This window comes from Burkholderia mayonis, assembly GCF_001523745.2.
Taxonomy (GTDB): domain Bacteria; phylum Pseudomonadota; class Gammaproteobacteria; order Burkholderiales; family Burkholderiaceae; genus Burkholderia; species Burkholderia mayonis.
Map to the genome: position 1 here is coordinate 3,647,489 of NZ_CP013386.1, position 15,730 is coordinate 3,663,218.

Genomic DNA, 15,730 nt, shown 5'->3' on the forward strand with positions numbered 1-15,730 from the left:
TTCGATTGCGCGCTCCGCTTAACATGGCGACTGGAAATTTGTCGGCGGACGTCGACGGTGGAATCGGGGCTGAACTTTTGCAATCCTCGAATCGATTGCCCGAATTGGTTACCCCGAAGGAGAAACCATGGAAGCTTCGCCGGGGCGCATTCTCATCGTCGAAGACGACCCCATTACCCGCACGATGCTGGCCCGCTACCTGGGCGATGCCGGCTTTGATCTCCTTACCAGCGGCAACGTCGCGCAAGCACGCCAGGCGCTGCGCGCCGCGCCGGCCGACGTGCTGCTGCTGGACATCAACCTTCCCGACGGCGACGGCATCTCCCTTGCCCGCGAGCTGCGCGAGCACAGTACCGCCGGCATCATCTTCGTGACGCAACGCGACGGCGACATCGATCGCGTCCTCGGCCTGGAAACCGCCGGCGACGACTACATCACCAAGCCGATCCGGCTGCGCGAGCTGCTTGCCCGCGTGCGCGCCCTGTTGCGCCGGCAACGGCTGTATCGCGAGATCGCTCCTGTCGATACGGTGCTGACTTTCGACCGCTGGCTGATCGACCTTCGGCGCCGGGAGCTGGCGCTGTCGGGCGGCGCCGTGCTGCCCCTGACCCCGCGCGAGTTCGATCTGCTGGCCGCGCTCGTGATGGTTCGCGGTGCGACGCTCACGCGCGAGTATCTACTCGAAGTGGTCAGCAAGCGCGAGCGCGCGACGGACTCACGCACCGTGGACACCTTGATCGCGCGACTGCGCCGCAAGATGTCCGGCGACGCCGGCGGGATGCGCAGCCCGATCAGCACGGTCGTCGGGATCGGCTACCGACTCGATGCCGCGGTGAATCGCGGTGGTTGACGACTGCGTCGCACGCGCCGCGCCTCGCGCGCGATTTTGCGCAGTGCGTCGAAAGTGTGTTCGAATTCGATGTCGAGCGCGATGAGGAGGGCGGAAAGTTCCGATGCCTCGTCCCGACCGGCCGCCTGTTTCACTCGCTCGGCGAGCCGCCCGAGTCTCACGAGTCCCAATGCCGCCGCTGAGCTCGTCAGCCGGTGTGAAAGCGCTTTGATTCGACTTGCGTTTTGCTCTGCGACGGCTTCGCCGAGGTCGCTCAGCAAACGTCGCCCTTCATGCCGGAACTGGTGCACGAGCCAGCCGACTGCGGCAGCACCGAGCGCCTCGGCATGCTCGCTCAGACAAACGAGATCCACAGCTACGTCCGTCGACCAGATCTTGTCTGAAGGTCGAGGCCGCGCGACAGCCGTGCCGCCCACGGTCTCGAGTACCCGGCGCAACGCGTCTCGCCGGATCGGCTTCACCAGAACCGAGGTGAAGATATCCGTCACGCCGGCGCTTTGCGCCCGAAGGAGATCCGCAGTCAGCACGACGATCGGCATCTCCCACCGTTCCTCAGCACGCGCGTTCTGCGCGCGTATCCGGCGTGCGGTCTCGATACCGTCCACGAGCGGCATATGAAGGTCCAGGAATACGCCGTCGAAACGCTCACGAGCGGTCTCCGCAACCGCAGCCTCTCCGCTGTTCACGGGCGTAGCATCGTGGCCCGCCTGAGTGAGAAGGCCGCAAATCACGACCTGGTTGATCGGGTCGTCGTCGACGACGAGGAGCTTCAAGCGTCGCGATGGAGGTGACGCCGATATGTCCGGCGGCGCCGCGACAATCGCCGCGGCCACCGGCACCACGACCTGGAACCGACTGCCGACACCGTGCTCGCTGACCGCAGTGATCGTGCCGCCCAGCATGTCGACGACACGCCGGCACACGGCCAAGCCCAAGCCTGCCCCGCCAAAGCGGCGTCCAATCGATTCGTCGGCTTGAGTAAATTCGTCAAAAATCCGCGCCAGCATGTTTTCCGGGATACCTATCCCGGTGTCCTCGACGGTGATCTCCAGCTGCAACTCGCCCGCAACGCGGCCCCGCATGGTCAACGAAACGCCGACGCGGCCTCGCTCGGTAAACTTGACGGCATTGCTCAACAGATTCACCAGCACCTGGCGCAACCTTCCGGCATCGGCATGCAGCGCTTCCGGCACGTCACGATTGACGAGAACGTCGATGGTTGTCTGCCGGGCGAGCGCACGCGTCCACATCAACTCGACGACGCTTTGAATCAGTTGCCGGGGATCGAAGTCAGTCGAAACCGGTTCTTCAACCACCGCCCCAAGGCGCACGTAATCGATCATGCTGTCGAGCAAGCCGGTCAGATGTTCGGCGCAATCTCGCGCAATCGCGACCTGGCGGCGCTGCATCGCATCCAGTCGCGAATCTTCCAGCAGTTGCAGCACGCCGAGCACGCCATTCATGGGTATACGTACCTCATGACTGACTATGGCCAACAACGTTGTCTTGGCCCGGTCGGCTGCTTCGGCTACATCCTTGGCACGCCGCAGTTCCTCGCGTTGGTGGGTCTCGCTGCGCACACGGGCGAATTCCTGCCGGCGCATCCGCTCCGCACGCCAAACCTGTTGCAAGCCAATGGCAAGCGCAAAACCCATCGCAATCGATAGCGGACAGAGCAGCGGCGACATCGCCGCGCACCGCCACCGCAGGATCGCGATGAGCCCGACTGCAAAGCATGTGCCGTTGATGGCGCTCGGCACGAAGCGCAGCGGCAGGACAGTCAAGAGCCCGAATAGCACGGTCTGCATGACCAGCAAATTCGACGGACTCGCGACACCCTCGGCAATCGCCAGCATGTCGATTACGATTGCCCAAGCCAATAGCAAACATTGGAGCGTGGAGGCCTCTATCGGCCGACGCAACCGCAACAGCAGCCATGCCGACCACAGGACTGAGGCGAAACGCAGACCGAACTGCATGACTGACTCACGCTCAAGTCCGGCCTGCCTGATGTCGTTGAGTACAAAAGACAGAGCGGCAATGACCGCAACCCATAACGCCGCGCGCGCCTGATACACGGTTTCCGACACACGGCATCGACGAAAGAGCTGTTCGGTCTCGGCGTCGACAAATTCAGGAATTACGCCCCTCAGCGTGTCGGCAGTCATAGTTGTTCTGGTTAAGCATTACCCGTCAGATAATCGGGTCGGGCTGGCCAGTTTGAATTTTAGGCGCTGAAATAATCGACGGCAGTATTCGTTTTGTAAATCAAAGGATCTCGATCCAATAACATGGCGAAAACCGCGACGCAATCGCTTTACTGAACCCAATTCGGGAAGAAGTGATATAGAACGATCTGAAGCGGAATATTGAAGGCCGAAGGCTTCATCGATCGTCTGGATCTGAAAACCGGCGAATGACAAGACCATTCACCACGAACCGGAATTCGGGAAAGAAATCGCTCACGAGATGGGGAGGGATATCCGGAATGCCGTGCATGAGGCAGGTTGACACTTGGATGCCCGCATCAAATCGTTCGGAGTAACGCAGCACGGACTGGTCGATCATGCGGGCCGAGTCGCGCCGAGCACCGATCCGGTGAGCAATGATGTGGCGCAGTGCGTGTTGGATCGGCTCGAGCGCGGCCTTGCGTTGTCGAACGCAAAGCGATCGCGCGTCTTGACGTGCGCGCGTGGTTGCAAACGCAGCGATTCGACGACGCGGACCGTATCCGTCGAGAACTTCCCTTCAGGTCACAAATGATCTTGCGGAATGATCTTGCGGATGTCCTGCGCGAAGGCAGCGGCTGGAATCATCGCCCTCCGGACCCGCCGGCGGAGCGCAACGATCGGCCGATATTTCCCGCCCCACGGGCCGGTGTCGGCGGCCTCCAGCGTGTCCGGACGCCAGCCGACGCCCGCCCTCGAACCCAACCGTGACCGACTTGCAACCTTCCAACCGGCGCGTTCCGGCAAATTGCCGGTCATCAAATGAATAAGCCGGACCTGGCTATCGTTTCCGGAACCGCACGTTGATCGTGCGCAGCGTCGGTCAACATACGATGATGTCCGGCGACGCTTCGATGCCTTACATCTTTGCCTTTCACACAAAAGGCCAGCCAGGCTCCCGCGTGGGCGGCATTGGCGCCAAATCGGCAGACTCGCCGCCAATGCCATTCGACCGCCTCATTTTCCTTCGCCAATCACCTCCGCCACCGCGCTCACGCGCGCGCGGTGCACCGCATCCCTGATCTTCGCCGGCTCGCCCGCGAGCCCTTGCGCGATCGCCCCCGCGTCGACCGCGCGCGCGGCGACGAGCGCCTGCCGCAGCCGCTCGGCCTGAGGATAAGGCGTCGCCTCGAGGCCGAGGCGACCGCGCGCATCGGCCTCGCTCGCCTGCAGCGCCTCGGCGAAGCGTGCAGGCTTGCGCAGCGCGTCGGCGCGCTCGAACAGGCGCACGAGCGCGGCCGCGCCCATCTCCATCACGCGATGCAGGTTGCCGTGCTCACGCGCGACGACAAGCGCCAGATCGCGGCACTCGTTCGGCACCCGCAGACGCTCGCACAGCGGCTTCAGCAGTTCGATGCTGCGCCCCTCGTGGCCGATGTGGCGCGGCAGCACGTCGGCGGGCGTCGTCGCCTTGCCGAGATCGTGCGTGAGCGCCGCGAAGCGCACGGGCAGCGAGTAGCCCTGCTTCGCCGCGTGATCGATCACCATCATCACGTGCGCGCCCGTGTCGATTTCCGGGTGATAGTCGGCGCGCTGCGGCACGCCGAACAGCGCGTCGATCTCGGGCAGGACCCGCACGAGCGCGCCGCACTCGCGCAGCACCGCGAACATTCGCGACGGCTTGCCCTCCATCAGCCCGCGCGCGACCTCCTGCCATACGCGCTCGGGCACGAGCGCGTCGACCTCGCCCGCTGCGACCATCTCGCGCATCAGCGCGGTCGTTTCCGGCGCGACCACGAAATCGGCGAAGCGCGCGGCGAAGCGCGCGACGCGCAGAATCCGCACCGGATCCTCGGCGAACGCGTCGCCGACGTGCCGGAACACCTTCGCGCGCAAGTCCGCCTGCCCGTCGAACGGATCGACGACCGGCCCGACGAGCGCGCCGTCGGGGCTCACTTCGCGCGCCATCGCATTGATCGTCAGGTCGCGCCGCACGAGATCCTGCTCGAGCGTCACGTCGGGCGCGTAGTAGAACTGGAAGCCGTGATAACCGGCGGCGGTCTTGCGCTCGGTGCGCGCGAGCGCGTACTCCTCGTGCGTGCCCGGGTGCAGGAACACCGGAAAATCCTTGCCGACCGGCTTGAAGCCTTGCGCCACCATCTGCTCGGGCGTCGCGCCGACGACGACGTAGTCGCGGTCACGCACCGGCAGGCCGAGCAATTCGTCGCGGATCGCGCCGCCCACTGCGTAGACATTCATCGAGACGGCCCGTACACGTCGATCACGCGGGTTTCGAGGCGCGCGCCGTCGATCCATTCGCGTACGGCAGGCAGTCCGGCGATGCTCGCGGCGTAAGCGCTCGCTTCGGGCGACAGCGGCGGCTCGTACGTCTGGAATCGCAGCACGACGGGCGCATACATCGCGTCGGCAATCGAAAAATCGCCGAACAGGAACGGGCCGCCCGACGCGGCGAGACACGTGCGCCACAGCTCGTCGATGCGCGCAACGTCGGCGAGCGCAGCGGGCGTCGCGCCCCGCCCCGGATGCGACTCGCGCACGTTGAGCGGCATCTCGCTGCGCAGCGCGGCGAAGCCCGCATGCATCTCCGCCGACACGCTGCGCGCGATCGCCCGCACGGCCGGATCGCGCGGCCACAGCGCATGCTGCGGGAAGCGCTCGGCGAGCGTCTCGACGATCGCGAGCGAATCCCAGACCGCGCCACCGTCGTCGTCGACGAGGCACGGCACCTTGCCGGACGGCGAATGCGCGCGGATGCGCGTCGTCGTGTCGTCGAGGCGCAGTCCGATCATCACTTCGTCGAACGGGATCGCGAAGTGCTTCAGCAGCACCCACGGGCGCATCGACCACGACGAGTAGTTCTTGTCTCCGATCACGAGTTTCATGGGGTTCATCCTGTGGTTGTCGATGGTTCGGTCAGCCCGCGGCGGCCACGGACGTTCCGCTCGTTTACCGGCGTGCGCGCCAGTCGGAAAAGCGCGAGCGCATCGCGGCATCGCCGATGTAGGTCGGCGCGATGCTTTCGAGGCTCGCGGGCGTGATCCCGAGCTCGGGGGCGATCGGTCCCGTCATCACGCTCGGCACCGACAGCGACGCGAGGTTGTCGCGCGTGATCAGCGGCTCGCCCGGCAGCATCTCGAACACGCAGGCCTGCAGCCGCGCGAGCGCGTCGGGCAGCCGGACGATCCGCGCGCTGCGGCCGACGAGCCTGCCCGCATACCGGACGAGCTCCTCGAGCCGGTACGTGCGCGGCCCGCCGAGCTCGTAGGTCTTGCCGCGCGTCGCGTCGCGCGCGCACGCGTTCGCAATCGCCTGCGCGACGTCGCCGACGTAGATCGGCTGCATCAGCGCATCGGGCATCGCGAGCGGCACCACCGGGAAAATCCGCTGGAGCCGCGCGAAGGTGTTGAGGAATGCGTCGCCCGGGCCGAACACGATCGACGGCCGGAACACCGTGACGTCGAGCACGCCCGCCGCAGCCTGCGCGTGCAGCGCGGCCTCGCCGTCGCCTTTGGAGCGCAGGTACATGCTGGGCGCGCGCGGATCGGCGCCTAGCGCGCTCACGTGGAGCACGCGCGGCACGTGCACTTCGATGCATGCGGCGGCGAGCGCCGCGGGAAGCGCGACGTGCAGCCGCTCGAAGCCTTCGCCGTACGGTTTGCCGCGCCCGCCGTGCAGCACGCCGACGAGATTGACGGCCGCGTGCGCGCCCGCGACGAAGCGGGCGAGTTCGCGCACGTCGAATGCGGAAAGCTCGGCGATCTCGACGGGCAGCGTCGCGAGATGCCGCGCATGCTCGCGGCGCCGCGCCGCGATCCGCACGTGCGCGCCCGCGCCGACGAGCGCGTTGACGAGCCTGCTGCCGATAAAGCCCGTGCCGCCGAGCACGGCGATGGTCTGGCCCTGCATGATCGTGCCTCACCCAAGCGCGCCGCCGCGCGACGCGCGGCGGCGAAACCCGCACGAAACCCCGAACACGCCCGGAATGCGTGCGTTGCGTTCCGGGACGTTCCGCGATGCGCGTTACGGCGCGATGAAGCCGAGGCGAGCCTTCAGCGACTGCGGCTTCTTCTCGAAGAGCGCCGCGTAGTACGTCTCGTTCGACAGCACGTTCTTCACGTATTCGCGCGTCTCGTTAAACGGGATCGTCTCCGCGAAGACCGCGCCCTCGACGGGCCGCGCGAGCGCCTGCCGCCACTGGGCCGGCCGGCCCGGCCCCGCGTTGTAGCCCGCCGTCGCGAGCACCGCCGAATCGTCGAACTTCTGATAGATGTCGGACAGATACCACGTGCCGAGCTGTACGTTCGTGTCGATGTCGTGCATCTGCGCGCGCGTGACCGTGCCGAGGCCGAGCTTTTTCGCGACGAGCTGCGCGGTCGCCGGCATCAGCTGCATCAGGCCGCCCGCGCCCACCGACGAGCGCGCGTTCGTGATGAAGCGCGACTCCTGGCGGATCAGCCCGTACGCCCATTCGATGTCGAGCCCGTTGGTCCGCGCGTAGCGTTCGACGATGTCGCGGTACGGCGACGGATAGCGCAGCGAGAAGTCATGCTCGGCCGTCGTGCGATCGGCGGTGTTGACCGTGCGATCGAGCAGGTCGACGCGCTTGCCGTACTCGGCCGCGGCGAGCAGTTGCCGATCGGTCATTCCGCGCAGCGGCCAGTTCCATTCGCGATTGCCTTCGAGCCGCAGATTGAGCGCGTAGAACCGCTGCGCGAGCGCGAAGCCCGGCACCTTGTTCATCGCGTCGATCTCGGCGTCCGTCACCTTCGTGCGCGCCGGGACCACCGTTTTCTGGCCGAGCTCCTCGCCCGCGAGCTGCCCGTAGAAGTTGAACTGCCCGGCGATCCGCTCGAATTCCTGGTTCGCCTTCAGCGTGTCGCCGCTCGCCTTCAGCGCGCGGGCGCGCCAGTAGATCCACGTCGTGTCGTCGCGCAGCGGCGCGGGCATCTGCTCGATCGAGCGGCGCACCATCGGCCAGTCGCCCGCGAGGAGCGCCGCGCGCACGCGCCATTCGTACACCGGATTCGTGAGCGGCGCGTCCATCGACTGCCGGTACCACGCCGCCGCCTGCGGCAGGCGCTTGATCGCCGCCTGATAGCCGATCTCGCCCCAGCCGATTGCCTGCTCGGTCGCCGACAGCGTCGACGCGAGCGACCTAAGCTGCCCCGCCGCCGTCTCCGGATCGTTGCGCGCCATCCGCGTGATCGCGAGGAGCGCGAGCTGCCGCGACGTCGCGTCGGCGCCGACGCCGCGTGCGAGGAAGAGCGGCGGCGCGCTCGTCGCCTGGTCGAAGCCGGCCGGGCGCGGGCCGAGCGCGTCGGCAATCTTGCCGCCGAGCGTCGTGTAGTTCTGCTCGTACGCGAGGCGCACCTGCGCCCATACGTCGTCGCTCGAGAACTGCTTGTTCGTCGCGAGCGCGGTGATGAGGTCGACGCACGCATCGCCGTAGTACTTCGGCTCGACGAGCAGTTCGCGCGCCATGTCCGCGACGTTCTCGCCGCGCGCCGCGCGCGATTCGAGCGAATAGCATTTGACCTGCGTGTCGTCGTCGAGCACGAAGCGCTTGTACTGTTCGTCGAAGTTGCGCCAGTCGTGGCGCGCGCCGAGCACGAGCAGGTAGTCGTTGCGCATCCGGTCGGCGATCGCCTGGCCGTCGTAGCGCGACAGGAACGACAGCACCGGCGCGTCGGGCGCGTCGAGCCGCGCGTGGCCCGACGAATCGAACAGCTGCGGCTTGATCTGGAAGTATTCGAGATACGACGGCGCCGGGTAGTTCGGGATTGTCGACGCGAGTTGCGCGGCGCGCACCGGATCGTTCCTGCGCGCGGCTTCGCGAAGTTGGACGAAGACCTGGTCGTCGCTCGACGTCATGTCGTCGACGGTCTGCGCGGCGCAGGCGGCCGTCCCTGCGGCCAGCACGGCTGCGACGAGGGGCGCCGCGACCGCACGATATACTCGGAAAAGGCTGGTTGACATCGTTGTGAACGGAGCACTCTAGTGAGCGAAAGCATAGCACGCGCCCCGGCGCCGAATCCGAAGCAAACGCTGCGCGAAACGCTTGCGCAGCGCCGCCTCGACGCGAATCGCTCGGCGCTCGCGCACGACGCGCTCGCGCAGCGCGTGCTCGCGATCCTCGCGGACTGCGCGCCGCGCACGGTCGGCTTCTACTGGCCGCTGTCGGGCGAATTCGACGCGCGCGACACGATCGCGTCGTGGCTCGCAGGCGACGCGGGCCGACAGGCGGCGCTGCCCGTGATCGGCCAGCCGCGCACGCCGCTCGATTTCCACGCATGGACGCCCGACGCGCCGATGCGCGAAGGCCGCCACCGGATTCCGGAGCCCGCGGCGGGCGAGCGGCTCGTGCCGGAGGTGCTGCTGATTCCGTGCGTCGGCTTCGATCACGGCTGCTTCCGGCTCGGCTACGGCGGCGGCTACTACGACCGCACGCTCGCCGCGTGGCCCGGCGCCGCGCGGCCCGTGACGGTCGGCGTCGCGTACGACGCGTGCGGCGTGCACGAACTGCCGCGCGAAGCGCACGATCTGCCGCTCGACTGGATCGTCACCGAGACGCGGACCCACCGGTCGGGCGGCTGACGGGCGCGCCGCGCGCCGAAGCCGCTCGCGACTCGGCAACGACGGCAACGATGACGACGCGCGCCGCGCGGCGCGCTTCCGTCAAACGATCCCGGGCGAAAGCACGCACCAACGCACCGCGCGCAGTCGGCGCGGCGCCGCGCAACCGCCCGCTGGACCGTGAGGCCCGGCGGGCCCGCATCTCCGGCGCATTCCGCCTACAGCGACGCGGCCGCGCGCGCCGCGGTGTCGTACAGCCCCGATGCGTGACGCAGCAACTGCGCGGCGTCGCCGATCTGCTCGTTCGTGAGCCCGCTGTCCTTCAGGGTCTCGATCAGGCAGCGCTCCCGCACGTCGCGATACTTGAGGCAGAGTGCGCGGCCCGCGTCGGTTGCGTCAAAGAACACTTCCTTGCCTGTCTTTTCGCTTTTTACGTACCCTCTAGCTACCAGCTTCTTGAGTGCATACGTCGCGACGTGCGTGTCCTCGATGTTGAGCACGAAGCAAATGTCGGCGAGCTTCTTCTTGCGGTCCCGGTGGCTCACGTGGTGCAGCAGCGACACTTCGACCGCCGTCATGTCTTTCGCCCCCGCGGCCGCCATGCACCTGACCATCCAGCGATTGAACGCATTTCCCGCCATGATGAGCGCATATTCGAGCTCGGACAGCTCCGCGCTTGCCTCGGAAACGAGATGTTCGGACGATACGATCTTGGTCGGATGACGCTGCATGGCGAATCGGCGGACGTGAGTCGAGGTGCGCGAAAGTGTACGCCAAGATCGTTTGCGCGGCGTCCGCCCAAAATTTTTGACGAGAAGTTATCGACATTTTATTGATAATGTATTCTCCACCCGGCCCAACGCCGTTTGCTTGCCATCGATGACCACTCCACGCATCTACCCGCTTGGCGATACCGCCCTCGTCTGCGAGGCGCCCCCTCCCGCAACGCTCGAATGCCAGCGCCGCGTGTGGGCGGTCGCGGGCGCGGCGGCGGGCTGGCCGCATGTCGTCGACGTCGTGCCCGGGATGAACAATCTGACGATCGTGTTCGACCCGCTCGAGACGACGGCCGACGCGCTCGCGCCGCTGATGAAGACCGCGTGGCGCGACGCCGACGACGTCGCCGAAAGCGGCCGCGAAGTCGAGATCCCCGTCGAGTACGGCGGCGCGTTCGGTCCCGATCTCGACGCGGTCGCGAAGCACACGGGGCTCACGCGCGGCGAAGTCGTGCGGCGCCATTCGACCGGCACCTACGTCGTGTTCTTCCTGGGCTTCCAGCCGGGCTTCACGTACATGGGCGGCCTCGACGACTCGCTGCACACGCCGCGGCGCGCCGCACCCCGGCTGGAAGTGCCGGCCGGCTCGGTCGGCATCGGCGGCGAGCAGACTGGCATCTATCCGGCCGCCGCGCCGGGCGGCTGGCAGTTGATCGGCCGCACGCCGCTCGCCCTCTTCGATCCCGCGCGCACGCCGCCGACGCTCCTGCAGCCGGGCGACCGCGTGCGCTTCACCGTCGCAGGGGTGCATACCGGATGACTTCACGCCAAGCCACGGGCGGCATCGAAGTGCTGCGCGCCGGTCCCCTTTCGACGATCCAGGATCTCGGACGCCGAGGCTATCGCCATCTCGGCGTCGCGCAGAGCGGCGCGCTCGACTCGCTCGCGCTCGAAGTCGGCAATCGCCTTGTCGGCAACCGGCCCGACGCCGCCGCGATCGAAATCACGCTCGGCCCCGCGACGTTCCGCTTCCCGCGCGCGACGCGCATCGCGATCACCGGCACCGAGTTCGGCGCGACGCTCGACGGCGTGCCGATCTACTCGTGGTGGAGCGTGCCCGTCGCGGCCGGCGAGACGCTCACGCTGCCCGTCGCGAAGCGCGGGATGCGCGGCTACCTGTGTGTCGCGGGCGGCCTCGACGTGCTGCCGATGCTCGGCTCGCGCAGCACCGATCTCGCGTCGCGCTTCGGCGGCCTCGGCGGCCGCGTGCTGCGCGACGGCGACCGTCTGCCCGTCGGCACGCCGCCTGCCGGCGCGCCCGCGTGCGTCGCGCCCGACGCGCCCGAGTTCGGCGTGAAGGCGCCTGCGTGGTGCGCGTTCGCGCGCGTCGACGAGCAGCCGCGCCGCCACAAGCATACGCACGCCGCTTGGGCGATGCCCGTGCGCGTGCTGCCCGGTCCGCAGTATGCGAGCTTCACGCCGGCGTCGCAGCAGACGTTCTGGGACGAGGAATGGATCGTCACGCCGAGCAGCAACCGGATGGGCTACCGGCTTTCGGGCGCGAAGCTCGAGCGCGCCGAACCGGGCGACATGCTGTCGCACGCGGTGCTGCCGGGCACGATCCAGGTGCCGGGCAACGGCCAGCCGATCGTGCTGATGAACGATGCGCAGACGACGGGCGGCTATCCGCGGATCGGCGCGGTGATCCGCGCGGACCTCTGGAAGCTCGCGCAGGCGCGCCTGAACCTGCCGATCCGCTTTGTCCGCGTGACGGTGGCGGCCGCGCGCGACGCGCTCGCCGCCGAGCGCGCGTACCTGCGGCAGATCGACATCGCGATCGAGATGCGCGAGGAGGCGCTGCAGCGCGCGCTCGCCGCGCGTGGAGTGGCGGCATGATTGAAGGACCGGGCGCGGCTGCGCGGCCGGGCGCGAACGCTTTGGGCAGAAACATCATGGAAATCGATTTGAACGCCGACCTCGGCGAAGGGTGCGGCTCGGACGAGGCGCTTCTCGGCCTCGTCACGTCGGCGAACATCGCGTGCGGCTGGCACGCGGGCGGCGCCCAGGCAATGCGCGACTGCGTGCGCTGGGCTGTGGAGAAAGGCGTGTCGATCGGCGCACATCCGAGCTTTCACGATCCGGAGAACTTCGGCCGCAAGGAAATGGACCTGCCGGCAGGCGAAATCTACGCCGGCGTGCTGTATCAACTGGGCGCGCTGTCTGCGATCGCGCTGGCGGAAGGCGGGCGCATCGTGCACGTGAAGCCGCACGGCGCACTGTACAACCAGGCCGCGCGCGATCCCGAGATCGCCGACGCGGTCGTCTCCGCGATCCACGATTTCGATCCGTCGCTCATGGTGTTCGGCCTCGCGAAGAGCGGCTTCGTCGACGCCGCGCGGCACGCGGGGCTCGCCGCCGTCGAGGAAGTGTTCGCCGATCGCGGCTATCGCGCGGACGGCTCGCTCGTGCCGCGCAGCCAGCCGGGCGCGCTCGTCGACGACGAGGACGAGATGCTCGCGCGCACGCTCGAGATGGTCTGCGGCCGGCGCGTGCGCGCGGTCACGGGCGAATGGGTGCCCCTCAATGCACAGACGGTCTGCCTGCACGGCGACGGGGCGCACGCGCTCGCGTTCGCCAAACGGATCCGCGCGGCGCTCGAAGCCGCCGGCATCGACGTGCAAGCGCCCGGCGCGGTGCACGCAGGGGAACGCGCGTAAGGACCGGACGCGCAGCCGGCGGCGCTCGTCGACGCAGCGACCCGGCCTGGCGCGAGCGGCTTGCCGACGCCGCGCGCGCGCATTGCGCCACGCGTGACATGCGTGGCCGTCCGAGCGGCGGCAGCGCCGACGCGCGCCGCCCGCCCCGGCTTGCACGAACGACCGCCCGGCCGGCCCGCGCAGTGCACGACGGGCCGCGAAGCATGAGAACCGCCTGGCGCTCGCCACCCGCCGGGCACACACGACGCCTTGCATGCGGCGGGCCACGCCCGCCGCACGAACGATTCGCCGACGCTGCGAAGGCCGGCGCGCGCTCACGCTTGCGCGCGACAGCCGTCGCCATCGCCTGGATCGGGCGGGCGCGCAAGAACCGCGCGCCCGCCCCGCAGTCCCGAGCGGCCGTCAGAGCCGCGAAGGCCCATCGGCGCGACGGCCGCGCGCCGATCGCAAGCCGCCGTGCGCCGCCCGAAGACGGCGCGCGTCAACCCATGTCAGGAGAATGTTCATGCAAGGCACCGTAAGTCTATGGCCGCTGATTGGCGTCGCTGTGATCGTCGCCGGCTTCGCGCTGCGCTTCAATCCGATGCTGATCGTCGCGACCGCGGCGATCGCGACGGCCGCGAGCGCGCACTTCCCGCCCGAGCGGATCCTCGCCGCGATCGGCGCGGGCTTCCTCAAGACCCGCAACATCCCGCTCATCATCCTGCTGCCGCTCGCCGTGATCGGCCTCCTCGAACGGCACGGACTGCGCGAGCGTGCGCAGGCGTGGATCGCAAACATCAAGGCCGCGACGGCGGGACGCCTCCTGATCATCTATCTGCTCGTGCGCGAGCTGACGGCGGCCGTCGGCCTGACGGGCCTGGGCGGCCATCCGCAGATGGTGCGGCCGCTGATCGCGCCGATGGCCGAAGGCGCGACCGAGAACCGCTTCGGTCCGCTGCCCGACGCAACCCGCCACCGGCTGCGCGCGTACGCGGCCGCGACCGACAACGTCGGCCTCTTCTTCGGCGAAGACATCTTCGTCGCATTCGGCGCGATCGTGCTGATGGTGACGTTCCTGAAGGAGGCGGGCATCGTCGTGGAACCGATGCACGTCGCGCTCTGGGGCATTCCGACCGCCGTATCCGCGTTCCTGATCCACGGCTTCCGGCTGTGGCTCCTCGATCGCAGGCTCGAACGCGAGATGCGCGCGCTGACCGATCCGCGCGCCGCGAACGCCACCGCCGCCACCGCCGCCCAGGGAGGCCGCGCATGACGCTCACGATCAACGACCTGTTCTGGCTCGTCGGCCTCGTGCTGCTCGCGGTCGGCGCGACGATCGTCACGGACCGCGCGCATCCGCGCCGCTTCACCGCGGGCGGCTTCTGGCTGCTCTACGCGCTCGTCTTCATCGCCGGCGACAAGCTGCCCGTTGAGCTCGTCGGCGCACTCGTGATCGTGATGGCGCTGATCGCGGGCTTCGGCGGCGTGACAGCGGCGAAGCCGAAACTGCCGTCCGACGAGGTCCGCCGCGCAAGCGCCGCGCGCATCGGCAACCGGCTCTTCGTGCCCGCGCTCACGATCCCGTTCGTGACGGTCGCGGTCACACTCGCCGCGAGCCATCTGCACGTCGGCGGCGCGCCGCTCGTCGATCCGAAGAACGTCACGCTGATCGGCTTCGGCATCGGCTGCGTGATCGCGCTCGGGTTCGCGTGCCGGATCACTCGCGACTCGGTCGGCCAGTCGCTGCAGGAGGCGCGACGCCTCGTCGACGCGCTGTCGTGGGCGGCCGTGCTGCCGCAGATGCTCGGCATGCTCGGGCTCGTGTTCTCGGACGCGGGCGTCGGCAAGGCGGTCGCGCACCTGACGACGGCGTACGTGAACCTCGACTACCGGTTCGTCGCGGTCGCCGTTTACTGCATCGGGATGGCGCTCTTCACGATGGTGATGGGCAACGGTTTCGCCGCATTTCCGGTGATGACGGGCGGCGTCGGCGTGCCGATCCTCGTCAACGTGTTCCACGGCGATCCGGCCGTGATGGTCGCGATCGGGATGTTCTCCGGCTACTGCGGCACGCTGATGACGCCAATGGCCGCGAACTTCAACATAGTGCCCGCCGCGCTGCTCGAGCTGCCCGACAAGAACGGCGTGATCAAGACGCAGATCCCGACCGCGCTCGCGCTGCTCGCGACGAACATCGTCCTGCTGAACGTCCTGATGTTTCGATGAACGGGGCGCGGCGCATTCCCGCCCGGCCATGAAAAAAGCGCCCTCGGGCGCTTTTTCTTCGCTCTGCCGACCGATCCGGCACACGGCCGGCTACCCGGCTACCGGCTGCATCCGTCATGCAGCGGCCCGGCGGCCGCCGCGCGCGTCGCAAGAAAGTTCGACGCTCAAAGTAAAAAAATGCGTCCGCCGCCGCCCGCATTGACATCTGCTTCCCCCGGCCGGACGGCGGAACGTCGATTGAATGGGCGTATGCGCCTGCATGTTGGTTTGTTGTGGTGTTTGGCCCCGTCGTGCATGCAGACAACCGCTGCCGACACGCTGAACGCGTGCCGGCAACGCTACCCCCGCGCTGTTTTTATCGTTCCCCGTAGCGCATTTTCTTTTTCCTACTCGGTGAAAGGAGAATAGATTTGGCCCAACGGCGTGTCAATCGCCGGAACGCACTTCACTCGTCAACCTCGGTCAAAACTTGGGTTA

General features: G+C 68.0%; 14 protein-coding genes. 7 read left to right on the forward strand and 7 right to left on the reverse strand.

Annotated elements, in window-relative coordinates; all coding sequences use genetic code 11:
• Positions 1 to 127: 127 nt before the first annotated feature.
• Positions 128 to 850 (forward strand): response regulator transcription factor, encoded by a 723-nt coding sequence (locus WS70_RS17640; RefSeq protein WP_059469342.1) that lies wholly within the window; start codon positions 128 to 130, stop codon positions 848 to 850.
• On the opposite strand, the gene WS70_RS17645 is transcribed toward WS70_RS17640, so the two are convergent.
• The 6 genes from WS70_RS17645 to WS70_RS17670 all read right to left on the reverse strand — a co-directional run bounded on the left by WS70_RS17645 (position 814) and on the right by WS70_RS17670 (position 9,015).
• Positions 814 to 3,018 carry an ATP-binding protein gene (locus WS70_RS17645; protein WP_059597531.1) on the reverse strand — a complete coding sequence of 735 codons (2,205 nt, stop codon included), beginning with the start codon at positions 3,016 to 3,018 and terminating at the stop codon, positions 814 to 816. The genes WS70_RS17640 and WS70_RS17645 overlap by 37 nt on opposite strands.
• Before the next feature lie 217 nt (positions 3,019 to 3,235).
• A complete protein-coding gene (locus tag WS70_RS31640; RefSeq protein ID WP_156437907.1) occupies positions 3,236 to 3,418 on the reverse strand; it encodes a hypothetical protein in 183 nt (60 codons plus the stop codon).
• 617 nt (positions 3,419 to 4,035) lie between these two features.
• Complete coding sequence (locus WS70_RS17655) at positions 4,036 to 5,277, reverse strand: multifunctional CCA addition/repair protein (protein WP_059597532.1); 1,242 nt, start codon at positions 5,275 to 5,277, stop codon at positions 4,036 to 4,038.
• Positions 5,274 to 5,921: a glutathione S-transferase family protein gene (locus tag WS70_RS17660; protein WP_059469346.1), complete on the reverse strand. Its 648-nt coding sequence runs from the start codon at positions 5,919 to 5,921 to the stop codon at positions 5,274 to 5,276. Before WS70_RS17660 ends, WS70_RS17655 begins: the two co-directional genes overlap by 4 nt.
• Before the next feature lie 64 nt (positions 5,922 to 5,985).
• Positions 5,986 to 6,945, reverse strand: coding sequence for a complex I NDUFA9 subunit family protein (locus WS70_RS17665; protein WP_059469347.1), 960 nt, complete (start codon positions 6,943 to 6,945; stop codon positions 5,986 to 5,988).
• A gap of 114 nt (positions 6,946 to 7,059) precedes the next feature.
• Positions 7,060 to 9,015: a lytic transglycosylase domain-containing protein gene (locus WS70_RS17670; RefSeq protein ID WP_059469348.1), complete on the reverse strand. Its 1,956-nt coding sequence runs from the start codon at positions 9,013 to 9,015 to the stop codon at positions 7,060 to 7,062.
• Between the two features lie 21 nt (positions 9,016 to 9,036).
• Between WS70_RS17670 and WS70_RS17675 the strand changes: the two genes are divergently transcribed.
• Positions 9,037 to 9,633 carry a 5-formyltetrahydrofolate cyclo-ligase gene (locus WS70_RS17675; RefSeq protein ID WP_059597533.1) on the forward strand — a complete coding sequence of 199 codons (597 nt, stop codon included), beginning with the start codon at positions 9,037 to 9,039 and terminating at the stop codon, positions 9,631 to 9,633.
• 197 nt (positions 9,634 to 9,830) lie between these two features.
• Here WS70_RS17675 and WS70_RS17680 read toward each other — a convergent pair whose 3' ends face one another.
• A complete protein-coding gene (locus tag WS70_RS17680) occupies positions 9,831 to 10,343 on the reverse strand; it encodes a winged helix DNA-binding protein (RefSeq protein WP_059469350.1) in 513 nt (170 codons plus the stop codon).
• Positions 10,344 to 10,491: 148 nt separating this feature from the next.
• Here WS70_RS17680 and pxpB point away from each other — a divergent pair, with 148 nt between their 5' ends.
• From pxpB to WS70_RS17710, 5 genes are all read left to right on the forward strand, one after another.
• Complete coding sequence (gene pxpB / locus WS70_RS17685; protein ID WP_059597534.1) at positions 10,492 to 11,148, forward strand: 5-oxoprolinase subunit PxpB; 657 nt, start codon at positions 10,492 to 10,494, stop codon at positions 11,146 to 11,148.
• Positions 11,145 to 12,224 carry a 5-oxoprolinase subunit C family protein gene (locus WS70_RS17690; protein WP_059597535.1) on the forward strand — a complete coding sequence of 360 codons (1,080 nt, stop codon included), beginning with the start codon at positions 11,145 to 11,147 and terminating at the stop codon, positions 12,222 to 12,224. Before pxpB ends, WS70_RS17690 begins: the two co-directional genes overlap by 4 nt.
• Positions 12,225 to 12,280: 56 nt before the next feature.
• Positions 12,281 to 13,045 carry a 5-oxoprolinase subunit PxpA gene (gene pxpA, locus WS70_RS17695; RefSeq protein ID WP_059469353.1) on the forward strand — a complete coding sequence of 255 codons (765 nt, stop codon included), beginning with the start codon at positions 12,281 to 12,283 and terminating at the stop codon, positions 13,043 to 13,045.
• 505 nt (positions 13,046 to 13,550) lie between these two features.
• Positions 13,551 to 14,300: a DUF969 domain-containing protein gene (locus tag WS70_RS17705; RefSeq protein WP_059469372.1), complete on the forward strand. Its 750-nt coding sequence runs from the start codon at positions 13,551 to 13,553 to the stop codon at positions 14,298 to 14,300.
• Positions 14,297 to 15,253, forward strand: a complete 957-nt coding sequence (locus WS70_RS17710; RefSeq protein WP_059469355.1) for a DUF979 domain-containing protein — start codon at positions 14,297 to 14,299, stop codon at positions 15,251 to 15,253. Before WS70_RS17705 ends, WS70_RS17710 begins: the two co-directional genes overlap by 4 nt.
• Positions 15,254 to 15,730: the final 477 nt, after the last annotated feature.

Coding starts and splice junctions, on each gene's coding strand:
- WS70_RS17680 (WP_059469350.1), bottom strand. CDS start 10,343: ATGCAGCGTCATCCGACCAAGATCGTATCGTCCGAACATCTCGTTTCC.
- WS70_RS17690 (WP_059597535.1), top strand. CDS start 11,145: ATGACTTCACGCCAAGCCACGGGCGGCATCGAAGTGCTGCGCGCCGGT.
- WS70_RS17670 (WP_059469348.1), bottom strand. CDS start 9,015: ATGTCAACCAGCCTTTTCCGAGTATATCGTGCGGTCGCGGCGCCCCTC.
- pxpA (WP_059469353.1), top strand. CDS start 12,281: ATGGAAATCGATTTGAACGCCGACCTCGGCGAAGGGTGCGGCTCGGAC.
- WS70_RS17710 (WP_059469355.1), top strand. CDS start 14,297: ATGACGCTCACGATCAACGACCTGTTCTGGCTCGTCGGCCTCGTGCTG.
- WS70_RS17660 (WP_059469346.1), bottom strand. CDS start 5,921: ATGAAACTCGTGATCGGAGACAAGAACTACTCGTCGTGGTCGATGCGC.
- WS70_RS17655 (WP_059597532.1), bottom strand. CDS start 5,277: ATGAATGTCTACGCAGTGGGCGGCGCGATCCGCGACGAATTGCTCGGC.
- WS70_RS17665 (WP_059469347.1), bottom strand. CDS start 6,945: ATGCAGGGCCAGACCATCGCCGTGCTCGGCGGCACGGGCTTTATCGGC.
- WS70_RS31640 (WP_156437907.1), bottom strand. CDS start 3,418: ATGATCGACCAGTCCGTGCTGCGTTACTCCGAACGATTTGATGCGGGC.
- pxpB (WP_059597534.1), top strand. CDS start 10,492: ATGACCACTCCACGCATCTACCCGCTTGGCGATACCGCCCTCGTCTGC.
- WS70_RS17705 (WP_059469372.1), top strand. CDS start 13,551: ATGCAAGGCACCGTAAGTCTATGGCCGCTGATTGGCGTCGCTGTGATC.
- WS70_RS17640 (WP_059469342.1), top strand. CDS start 128: ATGGAAGCTTCGCCGGGGCGCATTCTCATCGTCGAAGACGACCCCATT.
- WS70_RS17645 (WP_059597531.1), bottom strand. CDS start 3,018: ATGACTGCCGACACGCTGAGGGGCGTAATTCCTGAATTTGTCGACGCC.